Here is a 24,457-nt window from a genome sequence, read left to right as displayed (position 1 = left end):
GCGGTAGCTGGCTTTATATTAGAAGCGGAAATGCGAGAACGCTTTGTTCGCTTCAGCCATACGATGGACTTCGTCGCGTTTTTTCATCGCGCCGCCGCGGCTTTCAGCCGCTTCCATCAGCTCACCGCCGAGGCGTTGTGGCATCGATTTTTCGCTGCGCTTGTTAGCAGCTTCACGCAACCAACGCATGGACAAAGCCATACGACGGACTGGGCGAACTTCGACCGGCACCTGGTAGTTTGCACCACCGACGCGACGGGATTTCACCTCAACCAGCGGCTTGGCGTTGTTGATTGCGGTAGCAAAAACTTCGAGCGGATCTTTGCCCGATTTTGCTGCGATGTGCTCGAAAGCACCGTAGATGATGTTTTCTGCAACCGATTTCTTACCGGACAGCATCAGCACGTTTACAAATTTAGCGACATCAGTGTTGCCGAATTTTGGATCTGGCAAAATTTCGCGCTTGGGTACTTCACGACGACGTGGCATATCAATTCCTTTCAATCTTCAGTTGAGCGCGCGTTCTTCGCACACTCGCGGACGACCATCATAGTCTTCCACTTACTCGACCAGATGCGGTCGACTACATTCACTTAGCTAGTTGCCACTGAGCGAAACTTGGGTTTGCTGCGTACAACTTATTACTTCTTGCCTGCTTTAGCGCGCTTGGTACCGTACTTCGAACGCGATTGCTTACGGTCTTTAACGCCTTGGGTATCCAGGGCACCGCGAACCATGTGGTAACGCACACCCGGCAAATCCTTGACGCGGCCGCCGCGCAACAGCACAACACTATGCTCTTGCAGGTTATGGCCTTCACCGCCAATGTACGAAATGACTTCGAAACCATTGGTCAGACGAACTTTAGCGACTTTACGCAGAGCCGAGTTAGGCTTCTTTGGAGTCGTTGTGTAAACACGTGTGCAGACGCCACGTTTTTGCGGGCTGTTTTCCAGCGCCGGCGATTTGCTCTTCACGGTCAAAGCGACGCGTGGATTGCGAATCAATTGATTGATGGTTGGCATCGTTATAAATCCAACAAAAAACTACGATTAATAACCCGGGCAAGATGCCCGGCGACTAAAACCTCGTCCCGCTTTCATCTACTGCGCACCGGAGGCGCCCGCAGCCACTCGATAAGGAGCGGCCAAAAAGTGCCAGGCAATACGTAAACGATGAGCAGAATAAAATCGAGAACTCGCTAGTTTAGACCTTGTGTTACAGGGGGTCAATCAGTTTACCGCTTTTTGCTATAAAAAAAGGCAAAAAAGCGGCTCATTTGTGGCATTTTGACTAATCTTTGGCAGCAATGCGCAGGCAGCGGCATCCCGCGATGATTGATGATTTGGCATTCTTTCTCTGAGGCCAAGCATCAGTAGGGCGCATTCTTGTACGACCGCAATACAACAAAAGGATTGATAATAGCGGACATTTTTCGCTGCCTCCCTTTATGCGCTCCTTGCTTCGCCCTGCCACTCTGTTCCTGCTCCTGACGTATGCCTTGCTGACGGCCGTGCCTTTCGTCCCCGCGCTGCTGGGGCGTGCGCTCGAACATCCCTGGCAGATGCTCACGCTTGAGCTGCTGGCCTGGCTGGCCGTATGGAGCGTGTTCAAGCGCCCCGCATACTTTCACTGGCTGCTGGTGCCCGCCTTCCTGGCCCTGCCGACGGAAATCTACCTGTTCATCTTCTATGGCCAGGGCATTTCCACGCACCACCTGGGCATCATCTTCGAAACCAGCCCCAAGGAAGCGATGGAGTTCCTGGGGCAAAAAGTGTGGCTGATGGGCGCCGTCATGCTGGGCGTGATCGCCTGGTGCGCGCTCGGCTGGTTGGCGGCCACGCGCACGCGCGACCTCGACTGGCGCGGCAAGACGCGCCCGGCCGCCTTCGTATTGCTGATCCTGCTGGGCGGCTTCTGGTGGTATGGCTACGAATTCGGTTTCGAGGCCAAGGTTCTGCATAGCGCTCCCGCATCAGCCAAGGCCAGCCTGCCGCCAGCCAGCGCCAAGGCAGGCGCTTCCGGCTTCGGCGACGCCAGCTCGGCCGACGACGAAACGGCCGAAGACGACGAGGAAAGCAGCAAGCCGGAGAACGCCAGCATCGCCGGCGCCGACGAAACGGGACTGGGCTGGCCCAGCCTTCCCCACTGGGCGCGCCTGCCCTATGCATTCGACACCGTCAGCAATTCCTGGCCCTTCGGCCTGGCCGCGCGCGGCTTCGATTTTTACAAGGAACGTCGGTACCTGGCCGAACTGGGAAAGAAGAGCAGCAGCTTCCGTTTCGGCGCGCACCAGCAACATCCCGACGCCCATCCGGAAGTAGTCGTCATGGTAATCGGCGAATCGTCGCGCTACGACCGCTGGAGCCTGAACGGTTATGAGCGCGACACCAATCCCCTGCTGAAACAGGAAAGCAACCTGGTGCCGCTGGCCGACGTCATCACGGCCGTTTCCGCCACGCGCCTGTCCGTGCCCGTCATCATCTCGCGCAAGCCGGCCACGCAAAGCCTCAAGGATGGCTTCTCGGAAAAATCCTTCCTCACCGCCTACAAGGAAGCGGGCTTCAAGACCTACTGGCTGTCGAACCAGATCTCGTTCGGCCAATTCGATACGCCCGTATCCGTGTTTGCCAAGGAGGCAGACGTGGTGCAATTCCTGAACCTGGGCGGCTTCACCAATAATTCGAACTTCGACCAGATCCTGTTCGATCCGTTCAAGAACGCGCTGGCCGACCCGGCGCCGAAAAAGCTCATCGTGCTGCACACCCTGGGCAGCCACTGGAACTACAGCCAGCGTTATCCGAAATCCTTCGACAAGTGGCAACCGTCGCTGTTCGGCGTCGACAAGCCCGTCTACACGGACACGGCCATCAAGCCACAGCTGAACAACAGCTACGACAGCTCCATCCTGTACACGGACTGGTTCCTGTCAAACGTGATCGGCATGCTGAAGGATGATGGCCAGCGCACCGCCCTGCGCAGCTCGCTCGTCTACGTGGCCGATCACGGCCAGACCTTGTACGACGGCAGCTGCCGCCTGGCCTTCCATGGCCACAACACGCAGTTCGAGTTCCACGTGCCCGCCTTCGTCTGGTATTCGCCGCAATTCCAGCAGCACTATCCGGACAAGGTGACGCAGCTGCAGCGCCATCAGAAGGCACGCCTGTCGACGGAAAACATGTTCCATACCCTGCTCGACCTGGGCGACATCCGCTTCGCCGGCGAACAGCCCGAATGGAGCATCGCCAGCCCCCGTTTCAAGCAGCACAAGCGCTACGTCGACAGCTACGGCTGGACCAACTACGACAACGCCATCATCCGCGGCGATTGCCGCGAAGTGATCGACAAGAGCACGCCGGAGAAACAGGAAAAGTAAAGGGTAAGGGCGGCCGTCAGGCCCGCTCCAGCACGCCGCCGCAATCGGCCGGCTGCGCCATGTGCGTGCTGAGCCAGTCGAAGACGCGTCCGGCCTTGTCCGCGATACCGGCGTCAAAACCGCGCTGCGCCAGCAGGGCGATGCCGTTCGTGGCCTGCAGCACGCCGGGCGCCAGCTGCAGCGCGCCAGCGTCATCGCGGCGCACGCACCAGGGCGCCAGGCAGTCTTCCAGCAGCGGCCCCAGTACCAGGTTGTGCGACGAGACGATCACCAGGTGGCGCGCGGCCAGGGAATGCAGCACGGCGGCCGCCGCCGCCACCGATTCAAGGTGGTTCGTGCCGCGAAAAATCTCGTCGATCAGGAACAGCGCCGGTTCCCCGCTCTCGGCCAGCGCCAGCAGTTCGCGCGCGCGCCGCAGTTCAGCAATATATAGACTTTCGCCGCCATCGAGGGAATCTTCATTCTGCATGCTCGAATACAGCGGCAGCATGGGCACGTGGGCGGCCTGCGCATAGCAAAAGCCGAAGGCGCGTGCGCTGATCAGATTGAGTCCCACGCCGCGCAGCAAGGTACTTTTTCCGATCGCATTCTGCCCCGAAATGAAGGCGCCCCGGCCATCGAGCCGCAGCGACAGCGGCTTGGCACCGCCCAGCAGCGGATGCACCATGGCATCGAGCGACAACTGCCGCGCATCGGCTTCCTGCGCCCAGCAAAATTGCGGGCGGCCGCGCACGTGGCGCGCCAGTGCCACGTCGGCCTCGAGGTCGGCCAGCAACCGGAAACTCTGGCGCAAGAAGGCCCGTTCGCGCCGCACCACGCGCAGGCTATGGAAATAGCGCCGGATATTGCCCAGCATGAGCCAGTCGTCATATTCGCTCAGCAGGGGAATCATCTTGATCCAGCCCAGCGGCGTGATCTGGCGATTGATCACGCCTGCCGCCCGGACGCCTTCGCGCAACTGCGCCGTGAACGGCGAATCGAGCGCTCCCAGGCGGCCATGCACCAGCAATATCTGCTGCAAGGTAAACACGCTACGCGCCCACGGTTTGCAGCGATCGTAAAAACGCATCTGCAACGCCATCAGGAAGAGCCAGACGGGAACGACGACGGCCCACGCCAACGGCGCGACCAGCCACGCGGCCAGCAGCGCTACCAGCAGCACCAGGGTCGGCAGCAGCAGCCAGCGGCTCCACCACGGCGGCGCTGACGGGGGCGCGCCGCACAGCAGCGCAGCCACTTCCATGTCTGCCGTGCGCAGCGGCCGCATGGCTTGCTCGAGCGCTGCCTGCTGTGCCGGCGCGGCCAGCAGGGCCGTGATGCGCGCGCGCGACGCGGCACTTGCCATGCCGCTCGCCAGACGCTGATGCAATCGCTGCTGGCCAAGAATGCTGGTCTGATCGGCGAGCTGCATATGGTAGTCATCGAGCAGCATTTCGTCCCAGGTCTGTTCATCGAGCTGGACCGGGCCAGCTTCGACCTGCTGCAGCATGGCAATGTCGCTGCGGGCAAAGGGGTAATCGAATTCCGCCGGTTCAGGCAGGCTGGCAAACTGGCGCAGCCAGCGGTTCAGGCTAGAAAACTGGGAGGGCGAGGACGGCATCAGGCTCCAATCAGGGATCAGCATGGCGCCGCGCGCCATCACTGCCACGCCACAGATCAGGCCGATTGCCAGATTATCAAGATCCATCGCTCCATGCCGCGCCGGTAAGGCCGCGCGGACACCTGGCGGACGGCGCGGACACGGCGGACAGCCGGACACTCCGGTTTTTCTCTTTGCAGATCAATGGCTTATGCAGTGGCACGGATCGTGCATTGGATAAGTCATCCTCCACGAGACATGACCATGATCCGCGATACCTCCTCTCAAGACGCCGTACTGTCCGCCCCGCCGGGCCAGCGCCACAAGAAACGCGCCCTGCTGCTGGCCGGCGCCGTCATCGTCATCGGCGGCGCCGTCGCCGTATTTGCCGGCTGGCGCAACAGCGAACATTCCGTCAATGCCAGCCGCCTGCGCATCGCCGAGGTCACGCGCGGCACCCTGATCCGCGACGCAGCCGTGAATGGCCGCGTGGTGGCCGCCATCAGCCCCACCCTGTACTCGACCACGGTGGCCACAGTGACCCTGAAGGCCAAGGCGGGTGACACGGTAAAAAAAGGCGACATCCTGGCCGTGCTTGAATCGCCGGACCTCTCCGACGCCCTGAAACGGGAGCAGTCGAGCGTGCAGCAACTGGAAGCGGAAGTGGCGCGCCAGCAGATCCTGGCAAAAAAACAGAAGCTGCTGGCGCGGCGCGAAGCCGATACGGCGGAAATCGAACGCCTGTCAGCGCAGCGCACCCTGGAACGCTACGAAAGCGTGGCGCAAGTGGGCATCATCGCCAAAATCGATTACCAGAAGGCCAAGGACGCGCTCAATTCAGCCGACATCCGCAGCAAGCACGCTTCGCAGGCGGCAGGCCTGGAAAGCGAGGACGTGACCCTGGCACTGAAGACCAAGGTCAATGAACTGGAACGCCAGCGCCTGAGCCGCGACAACGCCCAGCGCCGCGTCGATGAACTGACCGTGCGCGCCCCCGTCAACGGCTTCATCGGCACGCTCTCGGTGGCCAACCGCAGCGTGGTGCAAGCCAATACGGCGCTGATGACCCTGGTCGACCTGTCGCAGCTGGAAGTCGAGTTGGAAGTGCCGGAAACGTATGTGGCCGATATCGGCCTGGGCATGAGCGCGGAAATCGAAACGGGTGCCATCAAGGCGACAGGGAAACTGTCGGCGCTGTCGCCGGAAGTAGTGAAAAACCAGGTGCTGGCACGCGTGCGCTTCAATGGTGAACAACCGGCAGGGCTGCGGCAAAACCAGCGCATCACGGCGCGCCTGCTGATCGACGAAAAGCCGAATGTGCTGATGCTGGCGCGCGGCCCCTTCGTCGAGGCAGAAGGCGGCCGTTTCGCCTATGTGGTGCGCGACGGCGTGGCCATCCGCACCCCCATCAAGATGGGCGCCACCAGCGTCTCATCCGTGGAAATTCTCGATGGCCTGAAGCTGGGCGACAAGGTCGTCGTCGCCGGCACGGAATCGTTTGAAAACGCTGCCCGCATCTCCATCAACCAATAAGCTGCATCCCATCCTAGAAAGAGGCACGCCATGCTGCGCATGCAAAACCTGAACAAAGTCTACCGCACCCACATGATCGAAACGCACGCGTTGCGCGGTTTTGAAATCCACGTCAAGCAGGGGGAATTCGTCACTGTCACGGGACCGTCCGGCTCCGGCAAGACGAGCTTCCTGAACATCGCCGGCCTGCTCGAGGAATTCACGGATGGCGAATACATACTCGACGGCGTCAACGTGAAAGGCATGAACGACAATGCCCGTTCGCGCCTGCGCAATGAAAAACTGGGCTTCATCTTCCAGGGTTTTAATCTGATCCCCGATCTGTCGCTGTTCGACAACGTCGACGTGCCGCTGCGCTACCGGGGCTATAACAGCGCCGAACGACGCGAACGCATCGAGGATGCCTTGGCAAAGGTGGGACTGGCCTCGCGCATGAAGCACTATCCGGCCGAATTGTCGGGCGGCCAGCAACAGCGCGTGGCGATCGCGCGCGCGCTGGCCGGGTCGCCCAAGCTGCTGCTGGCCGATGAACCGACAGGCAACCTCGACACGCAGATGGCGCGCGGCGTGATGGAGCTGCTCGAAGACATCAATGCGCAAGGCACCACCATACTGATGGTCACGCACGATCCGGAACTGGCGCTGCGCAGCCAGCGCAATGTGCACATCATCGACGGCCAGGTGTCGGACCTGGTGCACAAGGGGCCATCGCTGGCAAGCAGCCAGGCAAAGGCCGGCAGCAACGCCGCCACCGCCTGAGGAGTATTCATGTTCCAGTATTACTTCCTGCTCGGCCTGCGCAGCCTGCGCCGCAATCCGGCCCTGACGGCACTGATGGTGCTGACCCTGGCCATCGGCGTGGCTGCCAGCATTTCCACTCTCACCATCCTGCACGTCATGTCCGGCAATCCCCTGCCGCACAAGAATGGCCGGATGTTCGTGCCGTTGCTCGACAACGGTCCCCTCGCCGGCTATACGCCGGGTAACAAGTCGGGCGACGACCAGCTCAGCTACCGCGACGCCGTCAATTTCCAGAACAGTAAACTGGGCGAACGGCGTAGCGTCATGTATGGCGTGAGCGGCGCCATCGAACCAGCACGCAAGGATATCGGCGCTTTCAGTTCCCAGGGACTGGCAGCCTACCGCGACTTCTTCCCCATGTTCGAGACGCCGTTCCGATACGGCCAGCCGTGGAGTGCTGCCGACGATGCCGCCGGTGCCGATGTCGTCGTCCTGTCGCGCAAGCTGGCGGAAAAGCTGTACGGCGACAGCAATCCGGTCGGCCAGCGCATGACACTCATGGGTTTCCAGTATCAGATCACGGGTGTGCTCGATAAATGGGACCCGGTACCGCGCATCCACCGCATCATCGGCAGCGGCGCCTTCGGCAGCGAAGACAGCTACTTCATCCCGTTCACCAGCGCGATACGCCATCAGATGAGCCACAACGGCAGCATGAGCTGCAGCGGCAACCGCGAGCCTGGCTACCAGGGCACGCTCGACTCGGAATGCACGTGGATGCAGTTCTGGTTCGAGATGGCCAGCGATGGTCAGCGCAGCGAATTGCAGAACTACCTCGACAGCTATGCGCAGGAACAGCGCAAGCTGGGCCGCCTGAAGCGCAATGCCCCCAACCAGCTGTTTACCATCGATGAATGGATGGCGCACCTGCGCGTGGTCGGCAACGACAACAAGCTGTCGGCCTGGCTGGCCTTTGGCTTCCTGGCCCTGTGCCTGGTCAACACCATCGGCCTGCTGCTGGCCAAATTTTCCGTGCGCGCCGCCGAAGTCGGCATCCGCCGCGCACTGGGCGCCTCGCGCAGCGACATCTTCCGCCAGTTCCTCATCGAGACGACCGTCATCGGCCTGGCTGGCGGCGTGCTTGGCCTGCTGCTGTCCTTCGGCGCATTGGCACTCATCGGCATGCAGTCGAAGCAGCTGACCGTCGCCGCGCACATGGACTGGGTGATGCTGGCCATGACCTTCGTCATCTCGGTGGCCGCAGCGATCCTGGCCGGCCTGCTGCCAACCTGGCGCGCCTGCCAGGTGACGCCGGCCCTCCAGCTCAAATCCCAATAACCGCACACTCCGCACACGAATAGGACACTATGGAAATCCGACCCATCCTGTCTGCGCTGATGCGCAGCAAAACCGGCGCCATCCTGGTTGCCGTGCAGGTAGCCCTGAGTCTGGCCATCCTGGCCAATGCCCTGCATATCGTCAACGTACGCCAGGAGGTGGCGGCGCGCCCCAGCGGCGTGGCGGCAGAGCGCGACGTCTTCCATCTGCTGGCGCGCAACTTGCGCCAGCAGGGCCACAATGAAGAACTGGCTCTGCAAAAGCGCCTGGCCGCCGCTGCGCGTGCCGTGCCGGGCGTCGTCTCAGTGGCGCAGGTAAGCCAGGTGCCGCTGTCGCGCAACGGCAGCAGCAGCGGCTTTGCTGTCAACCGCACACAGGAAAACACCTCCGCCAATGCCGCCGTGTATCTCACCCCCGACTCGCTGATCAAGACATGGGGCTTGAAACTGGTGGAAGGGCGCGATTTTACGCCCGCTGAAATTACGGAAGTTGACCAGAATGTGACAAAAGAATCACCACCGCAAGTCATCATCACGCGGGCGCTGGCAAAAAAAATGTACCCTGGCGGCGGCAGCGCCTTGAACATGCCCATGTTCATGGGCACCGGCGAGGACGCAGAGAAATTGCAGGTCGTCGGCGTCATCGAACGGTTGCAGACCCAGGGGGCGGAAGTGGGCGAGCGCGGCGAATATTCAATCCTGTTTCCCGTGCGCCTGACGGGCGACGGCGATGCATTGCTGACCATCCGAGCCGAACCGGGTCAGCGTGACCGCGTGATGAAAGAAGTGGAACAAGCCGTCCGCGCAGCCACGCCGGACAAACTGATCGTGCGCATCCGCAGCTTCGACGAAGACCGCGACACGCGCTACCGCGCCGACCGCGCCCTGTCGTGGATGCTGATCACCGTCTCGGCCCTGCTCCTGCTGGTGACGGCCAGCGGCATCGTCGGCATTGCCAGCCTGTGGGTCACGCAGCGGCGCAAGCAGATCGGCGTACGGCGCGCGCTCGGTGCGCGCCGCATCGACATCTTGCGCTACTTCCTGACGGAGAACTTCATGATCACCAGCGTGGGCGTGGCGGCCGGCGTAATGCTGGCCCTCGCGCTGAACCAGCTGCTGGTGAGCCAGCTGGAAATGGCCCGCCTGCCCCTGCCCTATCTGGTGGGAGGCGCGCTGGTGTTCTGGCTTCTGGGCCTGGGCGCAGTGTACGGTCCGGCATGGCGTGCGGCCAGTATTTCGCCTGCCACGGCGACGCGCAGCGCATGAATTTGCCCCCGCCATGGCTGGCCTGACAATGTTATGCTGCGCGCATGCCTACCGTACTGATTATTGACGACAATGCCGCCGTGGCCATCGCGCTCGACGTGCTGTTTTCCCTGCACGAGATCGACGCCGTGCGCGCCGCCTCGCCCGAGGAAGGCCTGCTTCTGCTCGAGCGCCACGCCATCGACCTGGTGGTGCAGGACATGAACTTCACGGCCGACACCACCTCGGGCGAGGAAGGCAGCGCGCTGTTCCACGCCATCCGCGCGCGCTACCCGGACCTGCCCGTGATTCTGCTGACGGCATGGACCCAGCTCGATGCGGCCGTCGACTTGATCAAGTCCGGCGCGGCCGACTATCTGGCCAAGCCATGGGATGACAGGCGCCTGATCACCAGCGTCCAGAACCTGCTGGAGCTGGGGCAGGCCAACCGCGCGCTGCGTCAGCGTGTGATGGCCGAGCAGCGCCAGCGCCACGCCCTGGAGCACGACTTCGATCTGCGCGGCATGGTATGGCAAGATCCGGCCACCGAAAGAGTGGTGCACCTGGCCTGCCAGGTGGCGCGCGCCGACGTGCCCGTGCTCATTTCGGGGCCGAACGGCAGCGGCAAGGAACGCATCGCCGCCATCGTGCAAGCCAATTCCCAGGTCGCCAGCGGTCCCTTCGTCGTGCTCAATTGCGGCGCCGTGCCGGTGGAGTTGATCGAAGCGGAACTGTTCGGCGCCGAGGCTGGCGCCTACACCGGCATCACCCGCGCACGCGATGGCAAGTTCGATGCGGCCGACGGCGGCACCCTGTTCCTCGACGAGATCGGCAACCTGCCGCTGGCCGGGCAAATGAAACTGCTGCGCGTGCTGGAAACGGGACGCTTCGAGCGCCTTGGCTCGAACCGCGAGCGGCAAGTGAAAGTGCGCGTCATCAGCGCCAGCAACGCCGACCTGCCAGCGATGATCAGGGCAGGCACGTTTCGCGAAGACCTGTTCTACCGATTGAACGTGATCGAACTGCGCCTGCCTCCACTGGCCCAGCGCCCGCTTGACATCCTGGTGCTGGCGCGGCATTTCCTGGGCAGTGAGAAAACGCTGGATGTGCAGGCACAGGCTACCCTGCTGGCGCACGGCTGGCCGGGCAATGTGCGCGAACTGAAAAACGTCATGCAGCGCGCCAGTCTGCTGACGGCCGGCCCGGTGATCGGCGCGCAGGAAACAGGCTTGCCACTGGCGGGACTGCCATCGCTGCGCGCACCTCAGGATGCCGACGCGACAGAGACGGACCGCGACAGCGTCGTCGCCGCCCTGGCGCGCGCACACGGCGTGGTGGCGCAGGCGGCGCAGGAACTGGGGCTCTCGCGCCAGGCGCTGTACCGGCGCATGGAACGCCTGGGCATCGCACGCGGCTGATGGCATACCCTCCCATGCGCCTCTCCCTGCTCACGCGCTGGACGGCGCTGATCGTCACCTTGCTGGTGCTGGGCATAGTCATCGCCTTGCTGCTGGCGCATTTTTTGCCGGGCCAGCCGCTGCTGGTGCTGGCGGGTACCCTGCTGTGCGTGCTGCCGGTGGCCGTCATTACCATCCGCGCGCAGCTGCAATCGATGCTGTCGCTGTTTCGCGCCTTGAGCGGCACGGTTGCCAGTTACCAGGACGGCGACTTCGGCTTCAGCTTGCGCTGGCCGCAGAACGATGAACTGGCCGACCTGGTGGCGGCCCACAATGCGCTGGGCGACGTGCTGCGCAAGCAGCGCCTGGATCTGGTGCAGCGCGAACTGCTGCTCGACACCATGGTGCAAAACACGCCGGTGGCCATGCTGCTGGTGGCCGAGGGCAGCGCCATCGTCTACGCCAACCTGGCCGCGCGCCAGTTGCTGCACCACGGCCGCCGGCTCGAAGGACACCACCTGGCAGACATCGTGCGCGAGGCGGCGCCAGCCCTGGCCGAGGCGCTGGCGCGCCGCAACGATGGCCTGTTTACCAGCGGCGAAGGGGAGCAGGAAGAGGTGTATCACCTGGCACGGCGCAGCTTCAGCCTGAACGGGCGCAAGCACGAACTGCTGCTGTTGCGTCAACTGACCCTGGAACTGCGGCGCCAGGAGGTGCAAACCTGGAAGAAAGTCATCCGCGTCATCAGCCATGAGCTCAACAACTCGCTGGCGCCACTGGCCTCGCTGGCCCATTCCGGCGCCGAGCTGGTGCGCCGCGGCCAGACCGAGCGCCTGCCGCAAATCCTCGCCACCATCGAGGAACGCACGCGTCACCTGGAAACTTTTATCCTCGGCTATGCGCGCTTTGCCAAGCTGCCCGCACCACGCCTGGCGCCATGCGAGTGGCAACCCTTCCTCGACAGCCTGACCTCGCAAGCGGCCTTCACGCTTGACGGCACGCCGCCCGCGCAGGCCGCCGTGTTCGATGCGGCGCAAATGCAGCAGGCGCTGCTCAACCTGCTCAAGAACGCGCTGGAATCCGGTTCAAAGCCCCAGCATATCGGCCTGCACGTCAGCCAGGGTCAAGGGCAGCTGCGCATCGAAGTGCGCGACCGCGGGCCGGGCATGAGCGGTGCCGTGCTGGAAAACGCGCTGGTGCCGTTTTATTCCACCAAGCGCAGCGGCACGGGACTCGGCCTGGCCCTGGCGCGCGAAATCGCCGAAGCGCACGGTGGACGCATCACCCTCGCCAACCGCGAAGGCGGAGGACTGGCGGTAACCTTGATTCTTCCATTGCAGGACAGAAATTAGTTCCTCGTGTAACGATTTTTAAATCACACCATTCGCAATTATTTCACGGTGCAATATTGATAATTAGAGTTTTAAATATTGCAACATCATGAGCGCCATGCCCGTATGTTAGAAATAAGCTATTTAAGTTTGCATAATGATATAAAAATAGCTGATTGACAATGAAATGTCTTGGCGATAATTTATCTGAGCGGTACGGTTTTTTTGAAACATCAATCGTTTTCTCGCGGGGATAAATATGAAACTGAAATCACTCATTGCAGCAACGGTCTTGGGCGCGGCGTCCATCGGCAGCGCCTGTGCGGCGGCGTATTCCATAGACCTTAACAATACAGGCACCAATGTATGGACGGCAAGCTACGGCGCCACTCCCGTCATAGGTGACTTTACCGATACATTCACGTTCAGTCCATCAGCAACTGCCGGTTCGTTCGTGCAAACCTTTCTTGCGAACATCTCCTATACCGGCGCTGACAATATGGCGGTCACGTTCAGCTCCGTCTCGCTGAACAGCATTGCCCTGACAGATGTCAGCACCAGCACGCCTTTCGGCGCCTTCCATGGCGCGCTCCTTGCTCCGACCGAGATTTTGATCGGCGCGCCCCTGGTTCTCACGGTCATGGGCAACTCCAAAGGTGGCAGTTATGCCGGCGACTTCAACCTGACCCTGGCCCCGGTTCCGGAGCCGGAAACGTATGGCATGATGCTGGCCGGCCTCGGTGTACTGGGCTTCCTGGCACGACGCCGCAAGCAATCTTGAGCTCCCCTCCCAAAAGACGCTGCAGCGTCTTTTTTTTCGCTCCTGCTACACTGGAGCCATGACGACAGATTTCACTTCCACCAGCAGTACCGCTTTCAGCCATCCTGGCCACCCGCCTGCCACCACCACCGAACACCGCGGCATCCGCTACCTGCACCTGGGCACCAAGTGGGTGCAGGGCGCCATGCGCCTGGACAAACCCGACGCCATCGAGCTCGAATACGTGCAGATGATGATGATGTGGATGCTGTTCAAGACACAGCCCAGGCGCATCGTGCAGCTGGGACTGGGCAGCGCTGCGCTGACAAAATTCAGCTACCGCCGCTTCCCCGATGCCTCGGTCACAGCCATCGAACTCAATCCGAATGTGATCGCCATCTGCGGCGCCCAGTTTGCGCTGCCGCCGAATGACGCGCGCCTCGACGTGCGCGAGATGAATGCGCTCGACTTCGTGCTCGATCCTGCCAACCACGGCACGGTCGATGCGCTGCAGGTGGACCTGTACGACGAAGACGCGCGCGGCCCCGTACTCGACACGCCCGAGTTCTACCAGGCCTGCTTCGACTGCCTGGCAGACGACGGCATCATGTGCACGAATGTCTTCGGCGACTTCCCCAACTACGACAAGAATTTGCAGGCGATGGAACTGGTCTTCGACGCCGTCGTCTGGGTGCCCGAAATGGAAGATGAAAATATTGTCGTGCTGGCCTTCAAAAAATCACCGTCGCTCGATTTCAGCGACTTGTACGAACGTGCCGCCGCCATCAAGAAGCAGTTCAACCTGCCCGCCAAGAACTGGGTCAACGGCTTGAAGCAGTGGATGCAGGACCAGCAGTAATACAGTAGCGCGGCATCACGCCGGCAGCAGCGCGCCCAGGCGGCGCGCCAGGCCATCCATATTCTCGGCCGGTACCTGCGCATAACCGAGCAGGAAACCGTTCCAGCCGGCGCCCTCGCCCCTCCTCTCTCCCGTGCCATGCGCGGACAGCGCCAGCGCCACGATGCCGTCCTGCGCGGCGCGGCGACTCAGTGCCAGATCATCCCATGCGGCATCTTGAAAACGCAGCGCCAAATGCATGCCGGCTGTGCCGCCATGGATGCCAGCGCCCGCACACGCATGGCGCTGCAATGCCTCGCTCAAGGCGTCTCGCCGCTGGCGGTACAGGCGACGCATGCGGCGCACATGGCGCGCAAACAGGCCGCTGCGCAGGAACTCGGCCAGTGCCAGTTGTTCAGCCACGCGCCCCCTGGCGGCGCCCTGTGCCTGCATCTGCGCGAAGGCCCCGGCCAGCGTCGCCGGCACGACGATAAAGGCCAGGCGCAAGGCGGGAAACATGGTCTTGCTGAAGGTGCCCATATACACGACGGGCGCATCCTCCACCAGTCCCTGCATCGCAGCCAGGGGCGGGCCGCCATGGCGAAATTCGCTGTCGTAATCATCTTCAATAATCAGGGCGCCGGCGGCACGGGCACGGTCGAGCAGCACCATGCGGCGCGCGGGACTAAGCACGCTGCCGGTCGGATACTGGTGCGACGGTGTGGTGTAGATCAGGCGCGGCGGCGCCGCGTTCCAGTCGTCGTCTGTCGGTGCGATGCCATCCATGTCTACCGCAATGCCCCTCACCTGCAGGCCGGCGCCGCGGCCCGCCGCCAGCGCGCCGCCATAGCCAGGGTGCTCGATCCACAAGGTGTCGCCCTGGTCGGCAAAGGCGCGCAGGCACACATCCAGGCTGCTCTGCGTGCCATCCGTGATGAACACTTGGCTCGCATCGCAGACGACGCCGCGCGCGGCGCGCAAATGGTCGGCGATGGCCATGCGCAGCTGCGGCTCACCGGCAGGGTCGCCGTAATTGAGCTGGCGCGGCGTCTGCGCACGCCATGCACGATCCAGCATGCGCCGCCACTGCGCCAGCGGAAATTCGTCGAGCGCCGGCACGCCAGGCGCGAACGCGCCCATGGCGTCAGCAGGAAATACCAGCGCCGCATTCACATCCTGTCCCGCCACGCCGCGCAAATGCCGGGCGCGGCGCGACAAGCCATCCTGGCCGCCACGCACTGGCGATGCCATCGGCTCGCCGGCACTGCCGGCGACGACGGTGCCGCGCCGGTCCGGCAAGACAAACCCTTCGCTGGCCAATTGCTCGTAGGCGTACAGCACGGTATTGCGCGCCAGTCCCAGTTCCGCAGCAAGCACGCGCGTGGCGGCCAGCCGCGTACCAGGAGCCAGCTGGCCGCCGCGGATCGCCGCGCGCAGGCATTCATGCAGCAGGCGTTGACGCGGCCAGCCCCGCTCGCGATGCGTGCGTTCGAATGCACCCAGCAGCAAAGCAAAATCCATGCGCCTCCTTGTGGCTCTAAATTATTTATCAGTTCTGGATCTTTTTTCAGGGCCAGATGCCGATTATAGTGCGGCCTGCTTCTTCAACCAACCGGATTTCCACCATGACCGCTACCGCCCTGCCTCCCAGCCCCCGCACCCGCGTACGCCGCGTCGCCGAACTGGCCAGCTACGAGCAAGCCACCCTGTACGCCGTCCTCGACGCCGCCTATCTGTGCCATATCGCCTTCCAGGACGAGCACGGAAACCATTGCATCCCGACCGCCTGCTGGCGCATCGGCGGCCACCTGTACATCCATGGCTCGAACGGCAGCCGCATGCTCAAGCAGCTGCTGCGCGATACGGGCGTGTGCGTGACGGTGACCCATCTCGACGGCCTGGTGCTGGCGCGCTCGGCCTTCAATCACACCATGAACTACCGCTCGGCGATGGTGTACGGGCAGTTTGAAAAAGTAAGCGACATCGGCCAGCAGCATGCGGCCATGGATGCGCTGATGGAAAAGCTGGCGCCGGGACGCCTGGCACAAGTGCGCGGTGGCAGCGCCAAGGAATACGCCGCTACCACCGTGCTGCGCATCGCGCTCGACGAATGCGCCGTCAAGCAGCGCAGGGGCGGTCCGCTGGACGATGCGGGCGACATGGCGCATGACGTCTGGACGGGTGAACTGCCGTTTACGCACGCTCGGGGCGCGGCCATCGCCGATGCGCTCAACACCAGCGAGTTGCCCGCATATGCCGCTGCATGGGGTACGGAATCCGCTTGACCGGCCGGCGTGCTTGCCCGATGATCGGCGTTGATGGCGATCGCCACCAATTTACCAACCGATCCAATCACGCATGGAGCATATGATGATGAAGCGAGTATCCCTGGCTGCGGCCTTGATGGTCATGCTGGCCTGTGGCGGCAGCGGTGCGGCACTGGCCGCCGATGCCGGCGACGCGGCCCTGAAGGCAGCCATTGCCGGCAGTGCGCGCACGCCGGCCAACGCGCTACGCGACAGCGCCCGCCACCCGTATGAAACGCTGACGTTCTTCGGCATCAAACCGGGCATGACAGTGGTCGAACTGGCGCCTGGCGGCGGCTGGTATACGGAGATCCTGGCGCCCTACCTGCGCGAGAACGGCAAGCTGATCGCCGCCGGCAACGATCCGCAATCCGCCAGCGAAGGCGCACGCCGCGGCGCGGCGCGCTTCCAGCAAAAACTCGACGCCAATCCGGCCGCTTTCGGCAAGGTGGAAATCGGCGCCTTCGCGCCACCCACCACCTACCGCATCGCGCCCAAAGGCACGGCCGACATGGTGCTCACCTTCCGCAATATCCACAACTGGATACCCATTGGCGAAGCAGGTATGCAGACCCTGTTCAAGGAAGTCTATGACAGCCTGAAACCGGGCGGCGTGTTCGGCGTCGTCGAACACCGCCTGCCGGCGAACAAGGTGCAGGATGCCACGGCCAGCAGCGGCTACATGCACGAAGCATATGTGATCAAACTGGCTGAAGGCGCCGGTTTCAAACTGGCGGCCAAGTCGGACATCAACGCCAATCCCAAGGACACGGCAGACCACCAGGGCGGCGTCTGGGCACTGCCGCCCACCTACGCCAACAAGGATGTGGAGCGGGCCAAATACACGGCCATCGGCGAGAGTGACCGTATGACCCTGAAGTTCGTCAAGTAGGTCGGCTTAGCGCGGCACCGCCGCGCGTAATCCGACAACATCGTTGGCGTCTGTGATGGCGTCGGGTTACGCGTAACGCGCTAACCCGACCTACCGCTCTATTTCTTCGTTTCCTTCGGCTTCACCGGTACCAGGCTCAAATCCTGGAAGTCATAGCTGAAATCCGTTTCGGCCGACACGGGCGCCATTTTCACCCTGTCAATGCTGCCATCGGGATTGAGCGAGAAGGTCACATAGGCGTCGGCGTTGAAGTTACGCTCTTTCCAGCGCACGATGAAGGTGTCATGCTGCCAGTGTTCCAGCTCGCCCGTCAGGTCCGGCGTGCGCGTGAAGCTGAGGATATGTTTTTTCCCCTCCGGCTTGATCACGACCTTGCCGTACCAGGCATCCTCATACTCGCCGTCATACGCCGCCAGCGGCAGCGATGGCTGCGATTTCACCGCGCGCGCGCTCGACGCCTTGCCCTGCTTCTTGACTTCTTCCGCATGCTGGTCCTGCTCCACCTGGGCCACCAGCGCGAGCCAGTCCGACGGCGCTGCCTGCAGGTAATGGTCGAGGATGCGCCATTGCAACGCCGTCATGGAACCGCCATTTTCAGCATTGGTGAGAATGGCCACCCCCAGTTTCGCTTCCGGCACCATCACCACGCGCGAATAAAAGCCCTGCAGCGCGCCGCCGTGCATGGCCACTTTCATGCCCTTGTAGTCGCGTAGCTGGAAGCCCAGGCCATACGCGCTGAAGTTCGGCTTGGTCGCTGCCAGCTTTGGCTTCGGCTCGGCAATCTTGATCGGCGTTTGCGCCGTCCACATCTCGCGGCCCTGCTTTTCACTGAACAGACGCGCTTCCTTGCCATCCTTGTCCATCACGCCGGCGATCTTGCCCTCATCGAGCAGCACCATCATCCACTTGGCGATATCTTCCGCATTTGTGTTGATACCGACGGCGCCCACGGCGTTCGGCACCGGCATCGATTTGACGGCGGCGACCTTGCCGTCGATCTTGCTGTGCGCATTGGCCACGTCGGGATTGCCAACGTTCTCGGCCAGGCTGGTGGTGCTGCCCGTCATGCCCAACGGCGCCAGGATGCGTTCGTGCATCGCCTCGCCCCAGCTCTTGCCGGCCTTGTCGGCGATGATCTTGCCAGCGACGATGTACAGCAGATTATCGTAGGCATAGCTGTTGCGAAAACTCGTGGCTGGGCGGATGTAGCGCAGCTTCTCGATGATCTCGTCGGTGCTGAACGTGGTGGTGGGCCACCACAGCAAGTCGCCGGCGCCCAGGCCCAGGCCACTGCGGTGCGTCAGCAAATCGCGGATGGTCATGGCGCCAGTCACGTAGGAATCGTGCATCTGGAAGCCTGGCAAGTGCTTGGTGACGGGATCGTCCCAGGCCAGCTTGCCCTCGTCAACCAGCATGGCCAGAGCGGCGGCCGTGAAGCCTTTCGAGTTCGATGCCACTTCGAACAGGGTCTTGGCGCCGACGGATGCCGGTTCGCCCAGCTTGCGCACGCCAAAGCCCTTGGCGGTGATGACCTTGCCATCCTTGACGATGGCGATCGCCATGCCGGGCACGTCGAAAACCTTCAGGGCGGTGGCGACGTCACGGTCAAGATCAAAAGCAGGCGCGGGCGCCGGCGCAGCAGCAGCAGCAACAGGGGCGGCGTCAAAGGCCAGTGCCGGCACAGTGACGCTGGAAAACGCCAGCACGATGGCGGCGGCGAGACGGTTCATGGAATGCATGCTCAGGATGTCCAAAGAAAGTTCAATGCGCTTGCGCGGCCATCAATTTATCGACGCTTTCCTGCGTCACCGGGTGGTAGCGTGCGCGCGCCTGCGCGTACACGTCCTTGGCCCAGGCATGGCCTTGCGGCGTCTTCATCAGCGCGCTGTACAGGGGCACGACGAACTTCTGGCGGCCCACGCTCATCAGGAATGCCTGCAAGGGCTGCTGCACGTCGTAGCCGGCGTTCACGGCAGCGAGGTAAAAGCGGTAGGCCACTTCATTGTTGCCGCTCTTGCCCACACCGTAGACCTGATCCAGTTCGCGCAATTGCGCCGCGCTGGCCTTGTTGTTGATGTCGTTCAGGAAGTGCATCGACTCGATGGCGACCCAATGATCCATGTCCAGCTCTTTCGTCGCCAGCTCCCCCTTGAGCCAGGCGTCGCGGTGCTGGTCGAGCAGCGCCAGGCGCGGCGAGACAACGCGCTGCGCGCTGGCCGGCACGCCGGTGCCATACAGCCATTCATCGAGCTCCGCTTCCGGCATCACGTCCGGATGCTGCGCCAGCAGATTCTTGCGCAGGTAGGCGATGAACTGCTCCGTCGTCACGCTCTGGAACGCGTGCTGGTCGAACCAGCCGCGCAGGAATGGATCGAACACGGCACGGCCGGCACGGCGCTCCATGGTAGCCAGGAACCAGGCACCTTTCGGGTAGATGATGCCATCGTCCGTATACGTTTCTGCGGGATTGGCATCCGCATCGCGCGTGATCAACGCCGTTTTCGCCGCGGGCAATGTCTTGATCGACGCGGCCAGTTCTTCCTGGTCGACCTGCACGCCCATCTGCGCCACTTCGCTGCCATACAGCTGCTCGACGATGCGCGTGGTGACGTAGGTGGTGAAACCTTCGTTGAGCCACATGTGCTTCCACGAGGCGTTGGTGACCAGGTTGCCCGACCACGAGTGGGCCAGTTCATGCGCGATCAGGTCGACCAGGCTGCGGTCGCCCGCGATCATGGTTGGCGTGAGGAAGGTCAGGCGCGGGTTTTCCATGCCACCGTAGGGGAACGATGGCGGCAACACGATCATGTCGTAGCGTCCCCATCCATACGGACCGTATAGCGCTTCGGCGGCCTTGATCATCTTTTCCGTGTCGGCCAGTTCGTATTCGGCCGCCTTGATGCGGGGCGGTTCGGCATACACGGCGGAACGGGGACCGAGCTTGCGCACTTCCAGTTCGCCGATGGCAATGGCCAGCAGGTACGATGGAATCGGCTGCGGCATCCTGAATTTCCAACCGCCCTTGCCCGTCGCTTTTTCGTCATTCTCGGCGCTCATCACGACGCGCATGCCGCTTGGGGCATCGATGCGTGCGCTGTAGGTAAAACGCACGGCTGGCGTATCCTGCGACGGCACCCATGAGCGGGCGTTGATGCTTTGCGACTGGCTGAACATGAAGGGCAGCTTGCCCGACATGGTCTGCTGCGGCGTGAGCCACTGCAGCGCGATGGCGTTTGGCGCCGTGTGATAGTAGACGCGCACTTTGCCCGGCTGGCCCGTGGTGGTGATGCGCAGCGCCTGGCCCTTTTCCGGGTCGGCCTTGTCCAGCTGATACGGCGCCATCTGCCATGCGCCGCGCTTGTCCTGCACCTGCACTTTCGCGATCGACAAATCGCGCGTATCGAGCACCAGGGTGCGCGCCGCCGGATCGATCCAGTTCAAGGACAGCTCGGCATAGCCGGAGAGGGTCTTTTGCTTGAAATCGGCTTTCAGGTCCAGCTGCAGGTCGCGCGTGCGCACCTGGTCGTAACGCGCGTAGCTAAGGGGATCGGCGTGCGCCGCCAGGGTTACCTGGCAAAGTAGCGCACAGCCCAGCGCGCGCAGGAAGGTCAAAGTTTGCATGGTCGTCTTTTGAATGATTTGCGAAAGCCTCGGTCCGTGTGCGCCGAGGCGTCGCGCAGAATAGCACTTCCGGCGCAGGCAGGCAGAAAAAAAACGCCGGACTGGCCGGCACTGTTTCACTATTTCGTTCCGGCCTTGGCTTCGGGCGCCTTCAGCGGCGTATTAAAATCCTTCATCAGGTTATTCTTGTCGCGGTCCAGCTTGAACAGCTCCAGGCGCGATGGCGTGATTTTTCGCGGCCAGGCGTTGTTGCTGGTGTCGATATCGGCCGTCTCCCAGTACGGGTCTTGCACCAGGCTCACCATTGGCTCGTCCGTGATGATGACCTTGCTGATCTTGTGCGGCGAATAACGCCATACTTCGGCCGGTACGCGCTCGATGATCTTCTTGCCGCTTTTCAGTTCGATTTCCAGGATCAGCGGCATCACCAGGCCGCCAATATTCGAAAAGTCGACCAGGTACAGATGCTTGCCCATATTGCGCTGCTCAAGCAGTTTCCGCTCCCAAGGCTCCAGCGTTTCCTGCTCCTCCGCATAGCTGTTGCGGTCCTTGTTGGTGACCGTGAATTCATCGTGCCGGTTATAGAAGTCCTTCAGCGCGGGGTCCAGGTCAACCTTCTTTGGCAGCGCCTTGTTGCGCTGGTCCGAGATCGAGATGGGCTGCGCGGCCTTCTGCGCCTTCTTCCACGCCTTTTCCGTTTCTGGATTTTTCGTGCTCACGCCATATTCGCTGATGCCGTCAATGCTGATATCAACCGCATCGGTGGTATAAAACCAGCCGCGCCAGAACCAGTCCAGGTCCGTGCCGGAAGCGTCTTCCATGGTGCGGAAAAAATCGGCCGGCGTGGGCCGCTTGAACTTCCAGCGCAAGGCATATTGCTTGAAGGCGAAGTCGAACAGTTCACGCCCAAGTATCGTCTCGCGCAGGATGTTGAGCGCAGTGGCCGGCTTGTCGTAGGCATTCGCCGTGAACTGCAGCAAGGACTCGGAATTGGTCATGATGGGCACCTGGTTCTGGCTGCGCATGTAGTCAACGATCTTGCGCGGCTCGCCATTCCAGGAGGGGAAATGCTCTTCCCACGCCTGCTCGGCCAAGTACTGCAGGAAGGAATTGAGGCCCTCGTCCATCCACGTCCACTGGCGCTCGTCCGAGTTGACGATCATGGGGAAGTAATTGTGTCCCACTTCGTGGATGATCACGCCAATCAGGTCATATTTCGCCGTCTTCGAATACGTGAGCTCGCCCGTCTTCTTGTCCTTCACGGGGCGCCCGCCATTGAACGAGATCATCGGATACTCCATGCCGCCCACGGCGCCATTGACGGAAATCGCGTTCGGATACGGATAGTCGAAACTGTACTTGTTGTACTGCTCGATGGCGTGCACGACGGCGCGCGTGCTGTACTGCTGCCACAGCGGGTTGCCCTCGTTCGGATAGTAGGACATGGCCATCACGCGCTTGCCGCCACTGTCCAGTCCCTGCGCATCCCAAATGAACTTGCGGCTCGACGCCCACGCCACGTCGCGCACATTGGCCGCCTTGAAGTGCCAGGTTTTCATCCCCGCCGTCCGGCCCTTTTCCGCCGCAAGCGCCTCGGCAGGCGTGATCACCAGCAGCGGCGTATTGCTGTTTTTCGCCCGCGCCAGACGCTCGCGCTGCGCCGCGCTCAACACGCTAGCAGGATTTTGCAGCTCGCCCGTGGCGGCGACGACGTGATCACCCGGCACTGTCAGGTACAGCTCGTAGTCGCCAAACTCCAGGGTGAATTCACCGGAACCGAGGAACTGCTTGTGCTGCCAGCCGGCAGCGTCGTAATACGCGGCCATGCGCGGAAACCACTGTGCGATCTGGAAAATCGTGTTCTTGTCGTCTTCAAAATATTCATAGCCGGAGCGCTCCACCAGCACCTTCTGGTCATTGACTTTATAGGACCAGTCGATGCCAAAGCTGATACTCTGGCCGGGCGCCAGCGCCACGGGCAAATCGATGCGCAGCATGGTCTGGTTGACCACATACGGCAAGGCTTTGCCGCTGGCCGCTTTCACGGCGGTGAGCTTGAACCCGCCATCAAACTCGCGGCCCGCATGGATGGCGCGCAAGTCCTCGAATTTCAGCGCCTCCTCTTCAGTGCCACTGAGCCAGGCCTGACGCGACGGCGCGCTCAGGACGCGGCGCTGGTCGGCATCCTGGCGCAAGCCATTCTGGTCCAGCTGCAGCCACAGATACGCGAGGCTGTCCGGCGAGCGGTTGTGATAGGTGATCTGTTCGCTGGCCGTGATTTCGCGGCGCGTTTCGTCCAAGGTGGCGCGGATAACGTAGTCGGCGCGCTGCTGCCAGTAGGCGTGGCCCGGCGCGCCTGAGGCGGTGCGATAAGCGTTGGGCGTGGGCAGCAATTCTTCCAGCTGGCGGAACTTGTCATCGAAAGGGGCGGCGGCGCACAGGCCGGGCAAAGGGGCAAACAGGGTCAAACACAAGGCAAGCAAGCGGACAAGGACCGGCATGGCGCATTCCATCTGGGAGTGGTGGACAAACTGCATTCTAAGTCGAGTCTGTTTGCAAATCGATCATTGTTGTCGAAGTCCCACACACAAGGCCCCGCCGCGCGCCGGCGGCACTGGCGCCGACGCCGGCATTGGCGTATCATGCGCCTCGAACATTGGGGAGTAGTCGTCCTGCGGTCAGCCGCAGGAACCTGTATCAACATAATTGGCCCGCAGGCCATGGTGCAGGTGGTTGCAGAACTTGACGAGACCATTGATCCAGGGCGGCCGCATGGGCCGGAGTCGCCCGTGGGTCATTGGTTAATTCGTCCGGCCCGCGTACCTCTTGCAATCTCATGGAAGCTTTCCTCATCTCCACCGGCATCGTCGGTCTCGCTGAAATCGGCGACAAAACCCAACTCCTGGCCTTTTTGCTGGCCGCCAAATTCCGCAGGCCCCTGCCCATCGTGCTGGCGATCTTCGTCGCCACCATCGCCAATCACGCGTTCGCCGCCGCCGTGGGCGCCTGGATCACCAGCATGCTGGGACCCGACGTGCTGCGCTGGGTACTGGGCGTGTCATTCCTGGCGATGGCGGCCTGGACCCTGATTCCCGACAAGATCGATGAAGACGAGGCGAAGCTGGCCAAGTACGGCGTCTTCCTGACCACCCTGATCGCCTTCTTCATGGCCGAAATGGGAGATAAAACGCAGGTAGCCACGGTGGCGCTGGCGGCGCGCTACCACGACATTGTTTCCGTCGTGCTAGGCACCACCTTCGGCATGATGCTGGCCAACGTACCGGCCGTGTACCTGGGCGACAAAATCGCCAACCGCGTCCCGTTGCGCCTGGTGCATGGCATCGCGGCGCTGGTCTTTGCCATACTGGGCGTGGCAACCTTGCTGGGCGCGGGCGCGGCCTTGGGATTTTGAGGCATCACACTGACGCAGCCTCATATAATTTCCCATTTACAATATTCATGCTCATAATTACAATGGCAGCGACTTGAATACCGGCGCGC

19 protein-coding genes and 1 riboswitch are annotated in these 24,457 nt (G+C 62.2%); of the genes, 12 read left to right on the top strand and 7 right to left on the bottom strand.

The window, feature by feature from the left end; all coding sequences use genetic code 11:
• Positions 1–18: 18 nt before the first annotated feature.
• Together rpsG and rpsL are read right to left on the bottom strand one after the other, a co-directional pair.
• The gene (gene rpsG, locus CLU92_RS21760; protein WP_010394377.1) at positions 19–489 is read right to left on the bottom strand and encodes a 30S ribosomal protein S7; all 471 of its coding nucleotides are present in this window, start codon (positions 487–489) and stop codon (positions 19–21) included.
• A 152-nt stretch (positions 490–641) separates the two neighbouring features.
• Positions 642–1,025, bottom strand: a complete 384-nt coding sequence (gene rpsL / locus CLU92_RS21755; protein WP_010394376.1) for a 30S ribosomal protein S12 — start codon at positions 1,023–1,025, stop codon at positions 642–644.
• Positions 1,026–1,450: 425 nt separating this feature from the next.
• Here rpsL and CLU92_RS21750 point away from each other — a divergent pair, with 425 nt between their 5' ends.
• Positions 1,451–3,376, top strand: coding sequence for a phosphoethanolamine transferase (locus CLU92_RS21750; protein WP_133988821.1), 1,926 nt, complete (start codon positions 1,451–1,453; stop codon positions 3,374–3,376).
• Positions 3,377–3,392: 16 nt separating this feature from the next.
• Here the strand turns inward: CLU92_RS21750 and CLU92_RS21745 are convergent, their stop codons facing one another.
• On the bottom strand, positions 3,393–5,063 hold the full coding sequence (locus CLU92_RS21745; protein ID WP_257561222.1) for a DNA mismatch repair protein MutS: 1,671 nt from the start codon (positions 5,061–5,063) through the stop codon (positions 3,393–3,395).
• A 156-nt stretch (positions 5,064–5,219) separates the two neighbouring features.
• On the opposite strand from CLU92_RS21745, the gene CLU92_RS21740 reads away from it, so the two are divergent.
• The 8 genes from CLU92_RS21740 to CLU92_RS21705 all read left to right on the top strand — a co-directional run bounded on the left by CLU92_RS21740 (position 5,220) and on the right by CLU92_RS21705 (position 14,158).
• Positions 5,220–6,488: an efflux RND transporter periplasmic adaptor subunit gene (locus tag CLU92_RS21740; RefSeq protein WP_101484822.1), complete on the top strand. Its 1,269-nt coding sequence runs from the start codon at positions 5,220–5,222 to the stop codon at positions 6,486–6,488.
• Positions 6,489–6,518: 30 nt separating this feature from the next.
• Positions 6,519–7,247 carry an ABC transporter ATP-binding protein gene (locus CLU92_RS21735; protein ID WP_101483576.1) on the top strand — a complete coding sequence of 243 codons (729 nt, stop codon included), beginning with the start codon at positions 6,519–6,521 and terminating at the stop codon, positions 7,245–7,247.
• Between the two features lie 9 nt (positions 7,248–7,256).
• Entirely contained in the window at positions 7,257–8,567 is a 1,311-nt protein-coding gene (locus tag CLU92_RS21730; protein ID WP_101483575.1) for an ABC transporter permease, read from the top strand.
• A gap of 29 nt (positions 8,568–8,596) precedes the next feature.
• A complete protein-coding gene (locus tag CLU92_RS21725) occupies positions 8,597–9,832 on the top strand; it encodes an ABC transporter permease (protein WP_101483574.1) in 1,236 nt (411 codons plus the stop codon).
• 44 nt (positions 9,833–9,876) lie between these two features.
• The gene (locus tag CLU92_RS21720; RefSeq protein WP_101483573.1) at positions 9,877–11,229 is read left to right on the top strand and encodes a sigma-54 dependent transcriptional regulator; all 1,353 of its coding nucleotides are present in this window, start codon (positions 9,877–9,879) and stop codon (positions 11,227–11,229) included.
• Positions 11,229–12,560, top strand: coding sequence for a PAS domain-containing sensor histidine kinase (locus CLU92_RS21715; protein ID WP_101483572.1), 1,332 nt, complete (start codon positions 11,229–11,231; stop codon positions 12,558–12,560). The genes CLU92_RS21720 and CLU92_RS21715 overlap by 1 nt, the downstream gene beginning before the upstream one ends.
• 238 nt (positions 12,561–12,798) lie before the next feature.
• Entirely contained in the window at positions 12,799–13,320 is a 522-nt protein-coding gene (locus CLU92_RS21710) for an FxDxF family PEP-CTERM protein (RefSeq protein ID WP_101483571.1), read from the top strand.
• A gap of 58 nt (positions 13,321–13,378) precedes the next feature.
• Complete coding sequence (locus CLU92_RS21705) at positions 13,379–14,158, top strand: spermidine synthase (protein ID WP_101483570.1); 780 nt, start codon at positions 13,379–13,381, stop codon at positions 14,156–14,158.
• Positions 14,159–14,173: 15 nt separating this feature from the next.
• Here CLU92_RS21705 and CLU92_RS21700 read toward each other — a convergent pair whose 3' ends face one another.
• On the bottom strand, positions 14,174–15,658 hold the full coding sequence (locus tag CLU92_RS21700; protein WP_101483569.1) for a PLP-dependent aminotransferase family protein: 1,485 nt from the start codon (positions 15,656–15,658) through the stop codon (positions 14,174–14,176).
• 104 nt (positions 15,659–15,762) lie between these two features.
• Here CLU92_RS21700 and CLU92_RS21695 point away from each other — a divergent pair, with 104 nt between their 5' ends.
• Together CLU92_RS21695 and CLU92_RS21690 are read left to right on the top strand one after the other, a co-directional pair.
• Positions 15,763–16,422, top strand: a complete 660-nt coding sequence (locus tag CLU92_RS21695) for a pyridoxamine 5'-phosphate oxidase family protein (RefSeq protein WP_180338559.1) — start codon at positions 15,763–15,765, stop codon at positions 16,420–16,422.
• Between the two features lie 88 nt (positions 16,423–16,510).
• Entirely contained in the window at positions 16,511–17,335 is an 825-nt protein-coding gene (locus CLU92_RS21690; RefSeq protein WP_208327758.1) for a class I SAM-dependent methyltransferase, read from the top strand.
• Positions 17,336–17,433: 98 nt separating this feature from the next.
• Here CLU92_RS21690 and CLU92_RS21685 read toward each other — a convergent pair whose 3' ends face one another.
• From CLU92_RS21685 to CLU92_RS21675, 3 genes are all read right to left on the bottom strand, one after another.
• Positions 17,434–19,074 (bottom strand): serine hydrolase, encoded by a 1,641-nt coding sequence (locus CLU92_RS21685; RefSeq protein WP_101484819.1) that lies wholly within the window; start codon positions 19,072–19,074, stop codon positions 17,434–17,436.
• A 22-nt stretch (positions 19,075–19,096) separates the two neighbouring features.
• Positions 19,097–20,956: a M1 family metallopeptidase gene (locus CLU92_RS21680; protein ID WP_101483568.1), complete on the bottom strand. Its 1,860-nt coding sequence runs from the start codon at positions 20,954–20,956 to the stop codon at positions 19,097–19,099.
• 119 nt (positions 20,957–21,075) lie between these two features.
• Positions 21,076–23,457, bottom strand: coding sequence for a M1 family aminopeptidase (locus CLU92_RS21675; protein ID WP_101483567.1), 2,382 nt, complete (start codon positions 23,455–23,457; stop codon positions 21,076–21,078).
• A 145-nt stretch (positions 23,458–23,602) separates the two neighbouring features.
• A riboswitch (yybP-ykoY riboswitch) is annotated at positions 23,603–23,783 on the top strand.
• Between the two features lie 9 nt (positions 23,784–23,792).
• Here CLU92_RS21675 and CLU92_RS21670 point away from each other — a divergent pair.
• The gene (locus CLU92_RS21670) at positions 23,793–24,368 is read left to right on the top strand and encodes a TMEM165/GDT1 family protein (protein WP_101483566.1); all 576 of its coding nucleotides are present in this window, start codon (positions 23,793–23,795) and stop codon (positions 24,366–24,368) included.
• Positions 24,369–24,457: the final 89 nt, after the last annotated feature.

Origin of the sequence: Janthinobacterium sp. 61 (assembly GCF_002846335.1) — a bacterium.
Taxonomy (GTDB): Bacteria; Pseudomonadota; Gammaproteobacteria; order Burkholderiales; family Burkholderiaceae_D; genus Janthinobacterium.
This window is presented reverse-complemented; position numbering and strand designations above follow the sequence as displayed.

What these genes read in the sequence shown, in the direction of transcription:
- rpsG (WP_010394377.1), bottom strand. Translation starts at nt 489, where the DNA reads ATGCCACGTCGTCGTGAAGTACCCAAGCGCGAAATTTTGCCAGATCCA.
- rpsL (WP_010394376.1), bottom strand. Translation starts at nt 1,025, where the DNA reads ATGCCAACCATCAATCAATTGATTCGCAATCCACGCGTCGCTTTGACC.
- CLU92_RS21750 (WP_133988821.1), top strand. Translation starts at nt 1,451, where the DNA reads ATGCGCTCCTTGCTTCGCCCTGCCACTCTGTTCCTGCTCCTGACGTAT.
- CLU92_RS21745 (WP_257561222.1), bottom strand. Translation starts at nt 5,063, where the DNA reads ATGGATCTTGATAATCTGGCAATCGGCCTGATCTGTGGCGTGGCAGTG.
- CLU92_RS21740 (WP_101484822.1), top strand. Translation starts at nt 5,220, where the DNA reads ATGATCCGCGATACCTCCTCTCAAGACGCCGTACTGTCCGCCCCGCCG.
- CLU92_RS21735 (WP_101483576.1), top strand. Translation starts at nt 6,519, where the DNA reads ATGCTGCGCATGCAAAACCTGAACAAAGTCTACCGCACCCACATGATC.
- CLU92_RS21730 (WP_101483575.1), top strand. Translation starts at nt 7,257, where the DNA reads ATGTTCCAGTATTACTTCCTGCTCGGCCTGCGCAGCCTGCGCCGCAAT.
- CLU92_RS21725 (WP_101483574.1), top strand. Translation starts at nt 8,597, where the DNA reads ATGGAAATCCGACCCATCCTGTCTGCGCTGATGCGCAGCAAAACCGGC.
- CLU92_RS21720 (WP_101483573.1), top strand. Translation starts at nt 9,877, where the DNA reads ATGCCTACCGTACTGATTATTGACGACAATGCCGCCGTGGCCATCGCG.
- CLU92_RS21715 (WP_101483572.1), top strand. Translation starts at nt 11,229, where the DNA reads ATGGCATACCCTCCCATGCGCCTCTCCCTGCTCACGCGCTGGACGGCG.
- CLU92_RS21710 (WP_101483571.1), top strand. Translation starts at nt 12,799, where the DNA reads ATGAAACTGAAATCACTCATTGCAGCAACGGTCTTGGGCGCGGCGTCC.
- CLU92_RS21705 (WP_101483570.1), top strand. Translation starts at nt 13,379, where the DNA reads ATGACGACAGATTTCACTTCCACCAGCAGTACCGCTTTCAGCCATCCT.
- CLU92_RS21700 (WP_101483569.1), bottom strand. Translation starts at nt 15,658, where the DNA reads ATGGATTTTGCTTTGCTGCTGGGTGCATTCGAACGCACGCATCGCGAG.
- CLU92_RS21695 (WP_180338559.1), top strand. Translation starts at nt 15,763, where the DNA reads ATGACCGCTACCGCCCTGCCTCCCAGCCCCCGCACCCGCGTACGCCGC.
- CLU92_RS21690 (WP_208327758.1), top strand. Translation starts at nt 16,511, where the DNA reads ATGAAGCGAGTATCCCTGGCTGCGGCCTTGATGGTCATGCTGGCCTGT.
- CLU92_RS21685 (WP_101484819.1), bottom strand. Translation starts at nt 19,074, where the DNA reads ATGCATTCCATGAACCGTCTCGCCGCCGCCATCGTGCTGGCGTTTTCC.
- CLU92_RS21680 (WP_101483568.1), bottom strand. Translation starts at nt 20,956, where the DNA reads ATGCAAACTTTGACCTTCCTGCGCGCGCTGGGCTGTGCGCTACTTTGC.
- CLU92_RS21675 (WP_101483567.1), bottom strand. Translation starts at nt 23,457, where the DNA reads ATGCCGGTCCTTGTCCGCTTGCTTGCCTTGTGTTTGACCCTGTTTGCC.
- CLU92_RS21670 (WP_101483566.1), top strand. Translation starts at nt 23,793, where the DNA reads ATGGAAGCTTTCCTCATCTCCACCGGCATCGTCGGTCTCGCTGAAATC.